Genomic DNA, 14,642 nt, shown 5'->3' with positions numbered 1-14,642 from the left:
CCTGAGCCAGGATCAAACTCTCCATAATAGAAGAAAATGAATAGCTCATTTCTTGCTGGCATTAAATTAATAATGTCATGTGTGTTTCTGTTCATCCGACGGAAATCGTTTTACTTAGAAACGTTTTGCTTAAGTGCGCTTGGCACCTTCGCTATATTTCGTTGACGTTTTGCTGTTCAGTTTTCAAGGTTCATGTCGATAAAGTTTGTCGCTATTGTTTCAGCAGCAACTCTTATATCATATCAAGTTGTGTTCCTCATGTCAACAACTAATTTCAATTTCTTTTTCGTTGTTTTCATTATGTCGGAAGCGCAACGTTTACTATCTTAGCATCTTCTTTCGAATGAGTCAACGATTATTTTCGTTTTTCTTTTTTCGAAGGATTCAAGCTACATCTCTTCGGGACTTTTATGTTATTCCCTTGGCGACGTTTATTATATTAACACGGTTTAGATTTGATTGTCAACAAGATTACTAGAAAGAATTCAACTTTATTCAGCAGGAATCTTTTCCTTCTATAATAGGTTGCTAGATAAGCATAAAATAAGCACCCCATTAAGTGGACGTTTAGATACCTGCTGACTAAAGTAAAAGACTCCGGTAGCTCTAAATCACTCTACACTGTAGTCTCTATGAAAGATCAATTCATTTTTCGAATCACTTTGAACTACTCGGAGAACACCTTTATCGATTAGAAATTCAATAAATACCTCAAGGTCGACTGAGTACATCCTGACTTCCTCATGCTCATGAAGTTCTTGAATCGTCCAAAGCTGTTGAGACTCCATTACATCCAAAATATGACGGGCCCCATCAAGCGTTCGGTGATGAATGAAGAACTCACTTGCAAGGAACAGCAATTCCAATCGTTTCCCTAAAGGTTCTTCGCTCATGATGAGTTCTTCATATAACTTATAAATCGCGGGGTCGATTTTTTTCACCTGCGACCATACTGTCACTTCCGGAAATAATCCATTTTCAATAACCGCCAGTCGCGCGAGGTGATGAAGCGACTTGACTACATGATGATAGGCATCCATATAGTTTCCTTGCTCGAAAAAAGTCTTTCCTTCCATATAACCTCTAACAAGCTTTGAAAATTCAAGTCCCATCTTTATCTTGTGGCCGAAAAAAGGATACTCTTGTAGATCTGTCCGCAATTGTTCCACGAATTCATTGCGATCAAAAAAGACCTTGCCATAGAATAGCCAATCCACCACTTTGCGTCTCGATCCAAGAAGTAACCACTTCCGCAATTGCTTTTCACTAATAATGTGCATGGCGGCCTTCCCGTTTCCATCCGTATAATGTTTCGTAAAGATAGGGATTTCTTCGTCAGCGGTAATGATTAAAAGGATCGCATCGAATGTATCCGTTAGCGGATCCCCTTCCCCTCTTTTTTCCACAAGAATGACGCCAAGCGTCTCGGGAAAACTTGCACGTTCCTGATAAATTGGTCTAAGTACTTGTTCCACTTGGACACCTCCCTGCATTTTCTTTCGACATTGAAGTATCAATCTCCTTTATTGCAAGCAAGTTAAATGATGGTAAAAGTAAAATATATGCTATAGTAATTGAGGATATATCAAGGAGGTATGCTGGATGAAACCTTATAAAAATAAGATAAACCGAATTCGTACATTCGCCCTTTCGTTAATATTCATCGGGGTTGTCATTATGTATATCGGGATTTTCTTCAGGTCAAACGAGATCATTATGCTTATTTTCATGGTGCTTGGCGTTCTAGCCATCGTTGGAAGTACGGTTGTATATGCTTGGATTGGTTTGTTATCCACACGAGCCGTACAAATTCAATGCCCAAGCTGTGGTAGACATACGAAAATGCTTGGGCGCGTTGATATGTGCGGACATTGCCGCGAGCCACTCACACTCGATCCTTCATTAGAAGGTAAAGAATTTGATGTGTCTTACAACCGTCCCCAAAAGAAGACCACTGAGCCAACAGACAATTCAAAATAAGAAAAGCGTCCGACTTACCTTGTTAACTAGGTAAGTCGGACGCTTTTTCAATTGATAGTAGCGACACCTGAAGCACATGAGGGACAAGTCCCATATACTTCAAGACGATGCGAATTTACTTCGAACCCTGTTACGTGGGAGGCCAAGCGTTCAACTTCATCAAGGCCTGGATGATGAAAATCAACAATCGTTCCACATTTATTGCAGATAATATGATAATGATCATTTGTAACGAAATCAAATCGACTTGAAGCGTCCCCGTAGGTCAGTTCTTTCACAAGTCCAGCATTCCTGAATACACGAAGATTATTATATACTGTTGCAACACTCATGTTAGGAAAATCACTTTCCAATGATTTATATATTTCGTCAGCCGTCGGATGTAATTCGGAAGAGATGAGATACTCTAATATCGCATGCCGTTGTGGAGTAATTCGTACACCACTTTTTTTCAATGCGTCTAAGGCATCTTTCAATTTCGCTTCAGACATCATACATGCACCCCAATCCATAAAGGTTATCACTTTATAATTATTATAATTAGTTTACTTAAATTGGGGTGCATATGTCAACTAAAGCGATTGTCATCCAACACACTTATCGTTTTAATATCCGTTATCCAAGTCAATGACATTTCGAAGATTCCGATCACCTTGTAGCCACTTTTCCAAGTTTTCTTCAAATATGACAAGCGCCCTCTCGACATACTTCCCTGAAAGACTGGATACATGCGGTGACACTGTGCAATTAGGTAGAGTCCAGAACTCATTTTCCACCGGCAAAGGCTCCGTTTCAAACACATCGAGCACTGCGTGTCCAATCATGTCTTCTTTTAATACTTCTATAAGAAGAGCCTCATCCACTAGATCACCACGACCAAAATTCATAAATACAGCAGATTCTTTCATCGCTTTAAAATGTTCTTCAGAGAGAAGCCCTTTCGTTTCCGGTGTACTTGGCAATACCGAAATGACATAATCAGCTTCAGGCAGTTTTGGGACCAAATGATCAAAAGTAATCATTTCATCCATTGATGGACACGCTTTCCCCGAACGGTTGCACCCTATCGTTCGCACCCCAAATACTTGGAGCAGTCTGCCAATCTCCGAACCAATCGCACCGGGACCCAAAATAAGCGCTGTTGAACCTTTCAGTTCTGTAGAACCAACTTTTCGATTCCATTCCTTCGATTGTTGGCGTTGATACATCACAGGTAATGACCGTTTAAGCGCCAGTATATGTGCAAGGACGGATTCAGCCATCGGTGTTTTATGAATGCCACGCACGTTTGACATGATAAGCTTCTTCTCCGCAATTTCAGCAAGCGGCATTTTCTCAACGCCCGCAGACGCAATCATCAGCCATTCCAAAGACGTCGCCCTCTCCAATAGCGCAGCATCTATATCCCCGCCATAGGTAACAATCACATTGGCCTTCTCTGCTTCTTGTACTTCCGGACTTTTCTCGTAATGAAAAGACACCCCCGGAAACTTTGTCAGTAAGTGTTCTTTCTGCTGTTCTTTGATATCAAACGTGAACAACACTTCCATTATTCATTCCCCCATACCCTTAAGACTTTGTCAGTTGCTCTAGTGTTGCAAGTGCCTCTTCTATATGTCCTTTCACTTTCACCTTACGCCATTCCTTCACAACTGTCCCCGTTGGATCAATTAAAAACGTCGAACGCTCAATGCCCATATATTCCTTGCCGAATAGCTTCTTCAACTTCCAAGCACCGTATTGTTCTGCAACTTCGTGATGTTCATCAACAAGTAAGGAGAAAGGCAGCCCATGTTTACCTATAAACTTGCCATGTGAAGCGCCGCTATCTGGACTTACGCCAAGTACGACCGCATTTAGTTCGCCAAAATCCTCATAAGCATCTCGGAAATCACATGCTTGCGTTGTACAACCCGGTGTAGAATCTTTCGGATAAAAATAGAGAACCACATACTTTTTACCGGCAAAATCTTTTAATGAAATGACATCCCCTTTTTCATTTGGTAATGAAAAATCAGGTGCATGCAACCCTTCAAGTGTCGTCATCGTCTATTCCTCCAATAACCTTTTTTGTGTGGACTTCGAGCATCAAATGTCCAGGCATCTACTGCTTTTCTTCTTCATCCTACCGAACAAGCCCTTCAGTTTCAATTTCTTTGGCGTATATGCTGTGTTTTGTTTACAATAGAAGGGTAACCAATCGAACGGAGGAATTATGATGATCAGAACAAATTCAGAACAAATCTATAATGAAGCATGCGAGCATATCGTCGGAGGCGTCAATAGCCCATCACGTGGATACCGAGCAGTTGGCGGCGGAGCACCCACAGTAATGGAGCGTGCGGAAGGCGCTTATTTCTGGGATGTCGATGGCAATAAATACATCGACTACCTGGCCGCATACGGTCCGATTATTACCGGGCATGCGCATCCACATATTACGGAAGCGATTGTAACGGCTGCAAAAACGGGAGTTCTATACGGCACACCTACACGCCATGAAGTTAAATTCGCAAAAATGTTGAAGGAAGCCATGCCTGCTATGGCTAAAGTCCGTTTCGTAAATTCAGGGACTGAAGCTGTTATGACAACCATTCGTGTTTCTCGCGCCTACACAGGACGTACGAAAATTATGAAATTCGCTGGTTGCTACCACGGCCATTCAGACCTTGTACTTGTTGCGGCTGGTTCTGGTCCCGCAACACTTGGCACACCAGATTCCGCGGGTGTACCGAAGTCGATTGCCGAAGAAGTTATCACAATTCCATTCAACGATCCCGCAGCTTATCAAGCAGCCATGGAAAAATGGGGCGATGAAATCGCTTGTGTCCTTGTTGAACCGATTGTGGGGAACTTCGGTATTGTCGAGCCTAACGAAGGATTCCTTCCACTTGTCCATGAACTAGCCGCTGAAAAGGGAGCATTAATTGTTTATGATGAAGTCATTACTGCATTCCGCTTCCATTATGGTGGTGCCCAAAACCTACTTGGTCTTACACCTGACCTAACGGCTTTTGGGAAAATCATTGGTGGCGGATTACCGATTGGTGCATATGGTGGTAAGAAAGAAATCATGGAACAAGTTGCACCACTAGGTCCGGCTTACCAGGCGGGGACTATGGCGGGAAATCCAGCTTCCATGCTTGCAGGGATTGCTTGTCTTGAAGTCCTTCAACAGCCTGGTGTTTACGAAGAAATGGATCGTCTTGGTGCTATTCTTGAAGCTGGTATATTGACATCTGCAAAAGAGCACGGCATTACGTTAACAACAAACCGTCTAGGTGGAGCACTCACGCTATTTTTCACAGATGTAAAAGTAGAAAACTACGAACAAGCCGAAGCAACAGACGGCGATGCGTTTGCGAAGTTCTTTAAACTAATGCTTAAAAACGGCATTAACCTTGCCCCGTCGAAGTATGAAGCATGGTTCTTAACAACCGCTCATACAGAACAAGACATCAAGGATACGCTCGTTGCAGTCGACAAATCTTTCGAAGAACTTGCAACTCAGATCAATAACGCCTAGGCGTTATTGCGTCCAGATTTTTTTTCGAGCGAGCTCGAAAAGCTCCCCCTAAAAATCTGTGACATCCGCCGGAGGCTTCAACTAAATTCAGCGGGGGGGGTGCCCCCCACTGAATTTGGTTGAACGGTTGACCATACGCCCCTATTCATGTACAGGAGCGAAAAACGTCCTTAGTAGAAAGGAATAATTCCATGAAACTTGGTGCCCGCATTTTCAAAACGGGCATTGCGATTGTATTCGCATTGTTCCTAGCAGAGTTATTACAGTTACCGAATCCTGTATTCGCAGGCATCGCAGCCATTTTCGCCCTTCAACCTTCGATTTACAGGTCTTATTTAACCATTGTCGAACAAGTTCAAGGGAATATTATCGGTGCGGTTATTGCTGTTACTTTTGTGCTGCTTTTTGGCCATCAGCTCATCTTCATAGGCCTTGCAGCAGTCATCCTCATTTTAATCATGCTTAAATTACGGCTTGAGAAATCGATTTCGTTAGCCCTCGTCGTCATGATTGCCATTATGGAAATCAAAGGTGATGAATTCCTGTCATTTGCGCTACTTCGATTTTCAACGATGATAATCGGTGTTCTAGCTGCATTTGTTGTTAACTTGCTGTTCATGCCACCTAAATATGAAACGAAACTTTTCGGATCCATTCACCAAGCACAGGATGATATTATTCGATGGACTCGACTTGCTGGCAGACAGGCATCTGAGCATATCGCTACCAAGAAAGCGCTCGTTAAACTGAAAGAACGACTTACACGAGTGGATGAATTATACCTTCTATTTAAAGAAGAACGGAGTTACTTTAAAAAAGGAACAAGAACGAAAGCACGTAAACTGGTCATTTACAGACAAATGGTGGCCACTTCCAGAAGTAGTTATGATGTGTTGAAAAGGTTACATCAGTTTGAAAATGAATTGATCAATCTACCCCAACACTTCCGAATGATGGTGCAAGAACGTTTGGATACCTTACTCACTTATCATGAACAACTACATTTAAAGTTTGTCGGTAAGTTGAAGGCGGATACCATGGTCAACTGCCAAAATGATGACTACATTCAACGCCATGAAGTGATGGAGATATTCGTAAAGGAAATTGTGATTACCAAAGAGGAAGAAGACTTTTCCTCTTATCATCTTCTTCATATTCTATCGTCTATTTTGAATTATGAAGAACAATTGGAGCATCTGGATACACTCATTGTATCGTTCCAAAAATATCATAATAATGAAATGAACATGAAGTTGAAAGAAGAAATCTATTAAATCACGTCTGTCGATCATCCTTTTTCACTGGATCATTTCAGTCCGAATTCGGCGAACTAATCACGACAGATTTACCACATCCAGACTTCTCGGTAATCGAATAGAAGAAGTCATTCAATCCAAAGAGATCCACACATACGATACACGAAGCACCGCTGAATAAAATAAAAACTAGCCCTGAAGTCAATGACTTGGAGGCTAGTTTTTATTTTATTAACTCTTCATCCGAGGATCGAGTGCATCACGCAACCCATCGCCCATCAAGTTGAAGCCAAGAACTGTAAACATAATCGCGAGTCCTGGGAAAACCATTGTCCACGGAGCTGACTGTAGATAGTTTTTCGAGTCAGCGAGTATCGTTCCCCATTCTGGTTGAGGCGCCTGCGCACCCAATCCAAGGAAGCCAAGCGCAGCCGTTTCAAGAATTGCTGTCGCAACAGCAAGTGTACCTTGAACAATAACAGGTGCCATGGAATTCGGCAAAATATGAGAATAAAGAATCCGAAGATCTTTCATCCCAATCGCTTTTGCCGCCGTAATGTACTCGTCCTCTTTGATACTTAACACCTTCGAGCGGATTAGCCGTCCGAAGTTCGGCACATTAATAATCGCAATCGCGATCAATGCATTTCGTAAACTTGGACCTAATACTGAAACAATGGCAATCGCCAATAGAATAGAAGGAAATGCAAGCATAATATCAAATACTCTTGAAATCACGGTATCTACCCAACGACCATAATACCCAGCGACCACACCTAGTATACTTCCTACAATAATCGATCCAACGACCGAAAAGAAGCCAACCGATAAAGAAATGCGAGCGCCGTGGATAATTCGGGAAAGAATATCCCGTCCAAGGTCATCTGTTCCGAGCCAGTATTCACTGGAAGGAGGTTGAAGCCGGTCCGATAACTTTTGGTCATTAATGCCCTCTATTGGAATAAATGAAACATATTGCGATAGAAAGCCGACCCCTGCCAGTAAAATAAAGAAAACGACTATTCCAGCGCCAAAAACTGCCACTTTATTCTTGCTAAAACTCCTCCATGCATCGCGTCCGGGTCCTACTGTTTTTTCCACTTTAACTTTAGCTATCTCATTAGCCCCTGGTACCAACTCTGACATAAAAGTCTCCCCCTTCCTCAATCATATTTAATCCTCGGATCGATAAGACCGTATAGCAGGTCGACAATCAGGTTAATCATGACAAAGAAGAATGCAACAATGAGAATTCCTGATTGAATGACTGGATAATCCCTTGCACCAATGGCTTCGTAAATATAACGACCTACGCCAGGCCAAGCAAAAATCGATTCAGTCAAAATGGCACCGCCAAGCAACATTCCCATTTGTAGACCAATAATCGTCAACACAGGAATAATCGCATTTTTCAACGCATGTTTATAAACAACCCAAAACATTTTCTGTCCTTTTGCTCGGGCAGTACGAATATAATCAGCCCGCATGACTTCAAGCATACTCGATCTTGTCATCCTCGCAATGATTGCCATCGGAATTGTCGCCAGTGCGAGTCCCGGCAAAATAAGGTGTCGAATCACTTGCCATAACTGATCAAAACGCCCTTGAATAATTGTATCGAGCACATACAAATTCGTTATGGCGTCTATCGGATCCCGAACATCCTCCCGACCAGTCGTCGGTAACCAATGCAGTTCCAATGAAAACACCCATTGCCCCATTAAACCTAGCCAGAAAATCGGCATGGATACACCGACTAAAGCTAAAATCATTGCCGTATAATCAAACCATGAATTTTGGAACCACGCTGAAATAATACCAGCATTAATGCCGATAACAACTGCGATAATAATCGCAAATAACGCCAATTCAAAAGTAGCTGCGAAATACGGCCATATTTCATCCGCTACAGGTGTCCGCGTTCTCATCGATTCACCTAGGTCACCCCTAAAAAGATCACCAAGATAATTAAAGTATTGAATATACCATGGATTATCGAGCCCAAGCTTAACCGTCAATGCCTCTACTGCTTCTTTAGTCGCTTGCTGGCCAAGAATAATCTGTGCGGGATTCCCCGGAATCGCACGGATTATCATGAATACAATGAACGTCATCCCAAGTAGGACAGGAATGAGCTGCAGCAACCTTTTCCCTATATAGCTGAGCATGTACTTTCCCCCTCCACCACTTAATCGCTGTATGTATCGATTTTTTTGAAAAAGAAAAGGAAGAAATCTAGCAGACTTCTCCCTTTTCGTCTTTATAAGTTGAAATAAAGAATGCCGATACCTATATTCATTTATTTAACTTATTGATTACTTCTTTTCATTCGCAAGAAATTCTACCTTCGACAGCAAATCTGATCCAGTAGGATGTGGAAGGTAACCTGTTAGATCAGCCGCGCCTCCGATAAGTGGAGTCGAGTGAGCAAGTGGTACCCATGGAGCATCCTCATGAATGATTTCCTGTGCTTGTTTGTAAAGTTCAATACGTTTGTCTTCATCTACTTCAGTTTGTGCTTCGATTAAAATGTCATGAAGCGCATCATTTGAATAGTACGTATAGTTATTGCTACCGATATTATCTTCATCTAGAAGTGCATAAATGAAGTTATCTGCATCTCCGTTATCACCTGTCCAACCAAGCATGAACGCATCTGCGTCCCCTTTACTAGCAAGCTCCAAGTAAGTCGCCCACTCATGAGAAACAATATTTGCTGTGATGCCTACATCTGCAAGGTTTTTCTGAATAACTTCAGCTACTTTTTTACCATCTGGCATGTATGGACGTGGTACAGGCATTGCCCATAGTTCCATTTCAAAACCGTCTGCTAATCCTGCTGCTGCAAGAAGTTCTTTTGCTTTTTCAGGATTATAATCGTATCCTTCGATCGCATCGTTATAGCCTGAAATGGATGGCGGCATTGGATTTTTCGCAACATCCGCACGTCCTTCAAAGAATGCATCGACGATGTCTTGTTTGTTAATCGCATAGTTAATCGCTTGACGCACTTCTTTTTTATCGAAAGGAGGGCGTGTGACCGTCATACCTAGGTAACCAACGTTCATAGATGGACGTTCAAACAACTGTAATGTGTCGTTACCTTCAATTGCTACACCATCAGATGGATTAATACCATCTGCAAGGTCGACATCCCCAGTCATCAATGCATTCAAACGTGCTGAATTGTCAGGAATGGAACGGAAGATAATTCGGTTAAGTTTCGGTAATTCTGCATCCCAATAGCCATCGAACTTCTCAATTGTAATGGAGTCATTTGGCTTCCAATTAACAAATTTGAAAGGTCCTGTTCCGACTGGATTTTTTTCAAACTGATCGTCGCCTTTTTCAAATGCTGTTGGACTTGCAATCGCGAACATATCCATTGCAAGGTTTTTAAGGAATGGTGCTTGTGCGCGTGTCAATTTGAAGATGACTGTGTAATCACCTTCTGCAGTTACTGATTCAATTACACGTTCCGGGTCATCCTTGAAACCACCGAACATTGTAGAGTAGTAAGGGAATTTCTCAGCGTCCCCACCTGCCCAACGATCGAAGTTTTTCACAACTGCTTCTGCGTTGAAGTCAGTTCCATCATGGAATTTAACACCTTCACGTAGTTTAAATGTATACGTCAAACCGTCTTCACTCGGCTCCCACTCAGTTGCAAGACCCGGTTGAGTCGTTGTATCTTCATCCCCAAAGTTTAACAATGTTTCGTACAGATTGATGGTAACTTTGAAAGTTTCACCTTCCGTTACGCGTGATGGATCCAGTGATGATGAGTCCCCACCGCGCCCAAATACCAATGTGTCCTTGACGTCTTTGTCTTTGACGCTCCCTTTTTCTCCATCTTTCCCACTCGTCCCTTCATCTGAACCACATGCTGCAAGTGCTACCGAAAGCACCAGTAACAGCATTAAGCCAAATGACCATATCCTCTTTTTATTCATGCTGACCCCTCCAACTGTTTTATATCATTGCCGACCTCTTCACTATAAAGGTGACAGGCGGCAGAATGACCCGAAGAATGTTCGCTAAGCTGTGGCACAACTTTCGTACACACATCCATTTTAAACGGACATCGTGTATGAAATGTACATCCTGATGGTGGATTTGCCGGGTTCGGTATATCCCCTTCAAGAACGACCTGCACTTTTTTGAAATCTGGATCAGGCACAGGCACAGCTGATAACAACGCCTGTGTATAGGGATGAAGCGCTTTCTTATATAACTTTTCGCTGTCCGCAATCTCCACGATTCTCCCTAGATACATAACAGCAACACGGTCACTGATATGACGAACAACGCCCAAATCATGCGCTATGAAAATATAAGTAAGTTTAAATTCCTTTTGCAAGTCTTGCATCAGATTCAATACTTGCGCTTGAATAGAGACATCGAGTGCAGAGACAGGCTCATCCGCGATGATCAATTTAGGATTCGTCATTAACGCCCTGGCAATGCCAATACGTTGTCTTTGCCCACCACTAAACTGATGCGGATAACGCTTTGCATGATACGCACTTAAGCCAACAATCTCTAAAAACTCATGTACTTTCTTTTTCCGTTCTTTCGAGTTACTTATACCGTGAACGATAAGCGGCTCTTCCAAAATTTTCTCAATCGTATGGCGCGGGTTCAATGATGCATATGGATCCTGAAAAACCATTTGTATTTCACGTCTCGTTTTCCGCATCTCTTCGGTAGATAGAGCCGTTAAGTCTTTTCCGTTAAATTCCACTTTCCCCTCGGTCGGTTCAAGTAGTCGCATCAGCATACGTCCCGTTGTCGATTTACCACAGCCGGATTCGCCAACAATGCCCAGCGTTTCTCCTTCATTTACGTAAAATGAAACATCATCCACTGCTTTGACATGCCCTGCGGTTTGGCCGAGCAATCCTTTTTTAATAGGAAAATACTTTTTTAAACCTTCAACTTTCAACAAGGGTTTTGTTTTCATTCATTTCCACCCCTTCTCCATCATATAAGAAGCATCTAGTTTGATGAACATCAGATGTTACGTATAGTTCAGGGTTTTCTTTATGGCAACGGTCAAATGCGAACTCGCATCTCGCTGCAAATCTACATCCATGACGTATCGAACCCGGTTTTGGTACATTGCCAGGAATCGAAAAAAGTCGGTCTTTTTTATAACGCATGTCGGGCACTGACTGGATCAGCCCTTTTGTATACGGGTGTTGCGGATCTTCGAAAATTCGCTTGACGGGTGCTTCTTCAATCACTTGTCCAGCATACATGACGATGACACGTTCACATGTCTCTGCCACGACACCTAAGTCATGGGTAATTAGTAGAACAGCCGTATTCAATCTAGTATTCAATTCTCTCATTAACTTCAAAATTTGTGCTTGAATAGTAACATCTAAAGCAGTCGTTGGTTCATCTGCAATCAGTACTTTAGGATCACAGACTAACGCCATCGCAATCATGACCCGCTGTCGCATTCCGCCGGACAATTGGTGAGGATAATCTTTTATAATCCCCTCCGCACGTGGTAATCCGACAAGTTTCAGCATGTCAATTGCGCGGGTTTCCGCTTTCTTCTTACTCCAACCCTTTTCATGAATTAGGATTGCCTCTACCATTTGATTGCCTATGGTGAACAACGGATTCAATGACGTCATCGGCTCTTGGAATATCATTGCAATATCATTGCCTCGAATATGTCGCATCTGCCTTTCCGACATAGTTAGCAAGTCTTCGCCCTCAAATAGAATTTCTCCGCCAACTATTTTACCGGGAGGTTTCGGTACAAGTCCCATTATAGAAAGTGATGTGACACTTTTACCACACCCCGATTCTCCGACTATGCCAAGGATTTCCCCTTCCTTCACATGGAAATCGATATGATCCACAGCTGGTATTTCACCCGAATCAGTGAAAAAGGTTGTCTGTAAATCTTTCACTTCGAGGACTTTTTTCCTGTCATTCATCAAATCACCTTTTTCCTATTTTCAATTTGACCGAATTGTAAAGATATTCGTTATTATACATCTATTCGGAATAAAAGCAACAGCACTTTTTTATACATCGGGCAAAAAAAAGCACATTACTGAATGTTACTTTCCAGTAATGTGCATAGTTCGTTTTATTTCCCAAGTATCTGAACTTGGAATAATCCATAGTAAATCCCTTGACTCGCCATCAATTGTTCATGTGTACCCATTTCCTTTAATTCGCCAGCGTCGATTACTAAAATCTTATCTGCATGTGTAATGGTCGACAAGCGATGTGCAACGATAAGTGTTGTTCGATCATTTGCTAATCTTTCTAACGACTCTTGTATAAGTGCTTCACTTTCAAGATCGAGTGCTGAAGTGGCTTCATCCAATATAAGAAGTGGAGGATTTTTCAAAAATACACGCGCAATCGCAATCCGTTGCTTCTGCCCACCGGACAATTTCACCCCGCGCTCACCGACTTTTGTATCATAGCCCTCGGGTAACGACACGATAAAGTCATGTGCATTCGCTGCCTTTGCAGCTTCTATCACTTCTTCATCGGTTGCGTCCGGTTGTCCCATTAATATATTACTTTTTACAGAATCACTAAATAGGATGTTGTCCTGTAAAACAATACCTATCTGATTACGCAACGATTTGACCGTGATATCTCGAATATCATAGCCATCTATCCTAACCGCCCCACCTGTGACGTCAAAAAAACGAGGTATCAGACTAATGATTGTGGACTTTCCGCCACCACTCATACCGACAAATGCAACTGTTTCTCCAGGTTTCACCGTAAAATCAATGTCATTTAGCACAATGTCCCCATCTTTTTCGTAGGAAAAACGTACGTTGTCAAATTCAATTCCCCCGGTTATCGGAGGTAGTTCAACTGCATTGGCCTTATCTGTAATGTCATACTTTTTCTCCATCAGATCAAAGACACGGTCCATCGAAGCAAATGATTGCGTCAACGATGTCGATGAGTTAACAAGCCTGCGAAGTGGACCATACAACCTGTCAATATAAGCAATGAATGCAACCATCGTTCCAATGGACAACGAGCCATTTATGACTTGATAACCTGCATAAGCGAGAACAAGGAGAGGTGCAACATCCGTAATGGTATTGACAACAGCAAAGGCTTTAGCATTCCATCTTGTATGATCAATTGCCTTCTCAAGAAACTGTCCATTGACCTCGTCAAAGTTCTTTTGTTCTTTTTCTTCAAGTGCAAAACTCTTAATAACGCTCACACCTGAGACACGTTCATGCAAATAACTTTGCACATTTGCCAATGCCTGCGAGCGTTTCCGGGTCAATTCTCGTAGCTTGCCGAAAAAATGCTTCACGCTGTAAGCATAAAAAGGGAAAGCCAGAAGTGTGACAAGGGTCAATGGGATATCCAACGTCAACATAATCGCAATCGCAATGAGGATGGTGGCCAAATCGAGCCAGACATTCATCAAGCCAATCATGACAAAGTTTTTCGTCTGCTCCACGTCGTTAATCACCCGTGAAATGATTTCCCCTGCCCGCGTATTTGAATAGTAGCTAAGACTGAGTTTTTGAAGATGAGCATATAATTCCTCGCGGATATCATACAAAATCTTATTACTCACATATTGCGCGAAATATTGCCGATAATATTCAACCGGTGGCCGGACAATGAAAAAGACAAGCGCCGTTCCACCAAGCCAATAAAATAATTGCCGTGTCATTTCCGCTTTCGTCAGTACTTCCGAGACGACAATGTCATCAATGATAATTTTAATCAACAGCGGCATAAACAGCGGAATCGCAAATTTTATGACACCCAAAATAATTGTCAATAGAATAAGCCAGTTATAAGGCTTCACAAATTTCATATAACGTTTAATACTGTCACCCATATATGGTGTACCTCCT

General features: G+C 42.3%; 13 protein-coding genes. 3 read left to right on the top strand and 10 right to left on the bottom strand.

Annotation, left to right across the window (positions count from 1 at the left end):
• Window positions 1-611 precede the first annotated feature (611 nt).
• Window positions 612-1,475 carry a nucleotidyltransferase-like protein gene (locus ACIQ0H_RS20050; RefSeq protein ID WP_403418808.1) on the bottom strand — a complete coding sequence of 288 codons (864 nt, stop codon included), beginning with the start codon at window positions 1,473-1,475 and terminating at the stop codon, window positions 612-614.
• Window positions 1,476-1,602: 127 nt separating this feature from the next.
• Here ACIQ0H_RS20050 and ACIQ0H_RS20045 point away from each other — a divergent pair, with 127 nt between their 5' ends.
• Window positions 1,603-1,980: a YgzB family protein gene (locus ACIQ0H_RS20045; protein ID WP_403418806.1), complete on the top strand. Its 378-nt coding sequence runs from the start codon at window positions 1,603-1,605 to the stop codon at window positions 1,978-1,980.
• A gap of 47 nt (window positions 1,981-2,027) precedes the next feature.
• Here the strand turns inward: ACIQ0H_RS20045 and perR are convergent, their stop codons facing one another.
• The 3 genes from perR to bcp all read right to left on the bottom strand — a co-directional run bounded on the left by perR (window position 2,028) and on the right by bcp (window position 4,026).
• Complete coding sequence (gene perR / locus ACIQ0H_RS20040) at window positions 2,028-2,471, bottom strand: peroxide-responsive transcriptional repressor PerR (RefSeq protein WP_403418804.1); 444 nt, start codon at window positions 2,469-2,471, stop codon at window positions 2,028-2,030.
• A gap of 114 nt (window positions 2,472-2,585) precedes the next feature.
• Complete coding sequence (locus ACIQ0H_RS20035) at window positions 2,586-3,530, bottom strand: D-2-hydroxyacid dehydrogenase (protein WP_403418802.1); 945 nt, start codon at window positions 3,528-3,530, stop codon at window positions 2,586-2,588.
• A 19-nt stretch (window positions 3,531-3,549) separates the two neighbouring features.
• The gene (gene bcp / locus ACIQ0H_RS20030) at window positions 3,550-4,026 is read right to left on the bottom strand and encodes a thioredoxin-dependent thiol peroxidase (RefSeq protein WP_403418800.1); all 477 of its coding nucleotides are present in this window, start codon (window positions 4,024-4,026) and stop codon (window positions 3,550-3,552) included.
• Window positions 4,027-4,198: 172 nt separating this feature from the next.
• On the opposite strand from bcp, the gene ACIQ0H_RS20025 reads away from it, so the two are divergent.
• Entirely contained in the window at window positions 4,199-5,506 is a 1,308-nt protein-coding gene (locus ACIQ0H_RS20025) for a glutamate-1-semialdehyde 2,1-aminomutase (protein ID WP_403418798.1), read from the top strand.
• Window positions 5,507-5,697: 191 nt separating this feature from the next.
• On the top strand, window positions 5,698-6,780 hold the full coding sequence (locus ACIQ0H_RS20020) for an FUSC family protein (protein WP_403418796.1): 1,083 nt from the start codon (window positions 5,698-5,700) through the stop codon (window positions 6,778-6,780).
• Between the two features lie 213 nt (window positions 6,781-6,993).
• Here ACIQ0H_RS20020 and nikC read toward each other — a convergent pair whose 3' ends face one another.
• The 6 genes from nikC to ACIQ0H_RS19990 form a co-directional block, all read right to left on the bottom strand.
• Window positions 6,994-7,908, bottom strand: coding sequence for a nickel transporter permease (nikC, locus tag ACIQ0H_RS20015; protein WP_403418794.1), 915 nt, complete (start codon window positions 7,906-7,908; stop codon window positions 6,994-6,996).
• A 17-nt stretch (window positions 7,909-7,925) separates the two neighbouring features.
• The gene (locus ACIQ0H_RS20010) at window positions 7,926-8,930 is read right to left on the bottom strand and encodes an ABC transporter permease (RefSeq protein WP_403418792.1); all 1,005 of its coding nucleotides are present in this window, start codon (window positions 8,928-8,930) and stop codon (window positions 7,926-7,928) included.
• A 147-nt stretch (window positions 8,931-9,077) separates the two neighbouring features.
• Window positions 9,078-10,715: an ABC transporter substrate-binding protein gene (locus ACIQ0H_RS20005; protein ID WP_403418790.1), complete on the bottom strand. Its 1,638-nt coding sequence runs from the start codon at window positions 10,713-10,715 to the stop codon at window positions 9,078-9,080.
• The gene (locus ACIQ0H_RS20000; RefSeq protein WP_403418788.1) at window positions 10,712-11,725 is read right to left on the bottom strand and encodes an ABC transporter ATP-binding protein; all 1,014 of its coding nucleotides are present in this window, start codon (window positions 11,723-11,725) and stop codon (window positions 10,712-10,714) included. Before ACIQ0H_RS20000 ends, ACIQ0H_RS20005 begins: the two co-directional genes overlap by 4 nt.
• Window positions 11,697-12,719, bottom strand: coding sequence for an ABC transporter ATP-binding protein (locus ACIQ0H_RS19995; protein WP_403418786.1), 1,023 nt, complete (start codon window positions 12,717-12,719; stop codon window positions 11,697-11,699). Before ACIQ0H_RS19995 ends, ACIQ0H_RS20000 begins: the two co-directional genes overlap by 29 nt.
• A gap of 155 nt (window positions 12,720-12,874) precedes the next feature.
• A complete protein-coding gene (locus ACIQ0H_RS19990) occupies window positions 12,875-14,626 on the bottom strand; it encodes an ABC transporter ATP-binding protein (RefSeq protein WP_403418784.1) in 1,752 nt (583 codons plus the stop codon).
• Window positions 14,627-14,642: the final 16 nt, after the last annotated feature.

Origin of the sequence: Sporosarcina sp. NPDC096371 (assembly GCF_044762865.1) — a bacterium.
Lineage (GTDB): Bacteria > Bacillota > Bacilli > Bacillales_A > Planococcaceae > Sporosarcina.
The sequence above is the reverse complement of the archived record's forward strand: the minus strand, read 5'-3'. Positions and strand labels throughout refer to the sequence as shown.

Bases quoted from the DNA above. Each gene is read 5' to 3' on its own strand.
- ACIQ0H_RS20045 (WP_403418806.1), top strand. From the start codon at position 1,603: ATGAAACCTTATAAAAATAAGATAAACCGAATTCGTACATTCGCCCTT.
- perR (WP_403418804.1), bottom strand. From the start codon at position 2,471: ATGTCTGAAGCGAAATTGAAAGATGCCTTAGACGCATTGAAAAAAAGT.
- ACIQ0H_RS20035 (WP_403418802.1), bottom strand. From the start codon at position 3,530: ATGGAAGTGTTGTTCACGTTTGATATCAAAGAACAGCAGAAAGAACAC.
- bcp (WP_403418800.1), bottom strand. From the start codon at position 4,026: ATGACGACACTTGAAGGGTTGCATGCACCTGATTTTTCATTACCAAAT.
- ACIQ0H_RS20025 (WP_403418798.1), top strand. From the start codon at position 4,199: ATGATCAGAACAAATTCAGAACAAATCTATAATGAAGCATGCGAGCAT.
- ACIQ0H_RS20020 (WP_403418796.1), top strand. From the start codon at position 5,698: ATGAAACTTGGTGCCCGCATTTTCAAAACGGGCATTGCGATTGTATTC.
- nikC (WP_403418794.1), bottom strand. From the start codon at position 7,908: ATGTCAGAGTTGGTACCAGGGGCTAATGAGATAGCTAAAGTTAAAGTG.
- ACIQ0H_RS20010 (WP_403418792.1), bottom strand. From the start codon at position 8,930: ATGCTCAGCTATATAGGGAAAAGGTTGCTGCAGCTCATTCCTGTCCTA.
- ACIQ0H_RS20005 (WP_403418790.1), bottom strand. From the start codon at position 10,715: ATGAATAAAAAGAGGATATGGTCATTTGGCTTAATGCTGTTACTGGTG.
- ACIQ0H_RS20000 (WP_403418788.1), bottom strand. From the start codon at position 11,725: ATGAAAACAAAACCCTTGTTGAAAGTTGAAGGTTTAAAAAAGTATTTT.
- ACIQ0H_RS19995 (WP_403418786.1), bottom strand. From the start codon at position 12,719: ATGAATGACAGGAAAAAAGTCCTCGAAGTGAAAGATTTACAGACAACC.
- ACIQ0H_RS19990 (WP_403418784.1), bottom strand. From the start codon at position 14,626: ATGGGTGACAGTATTAAACGTTATATGAAATTTGTGAAGCCTTATAAC.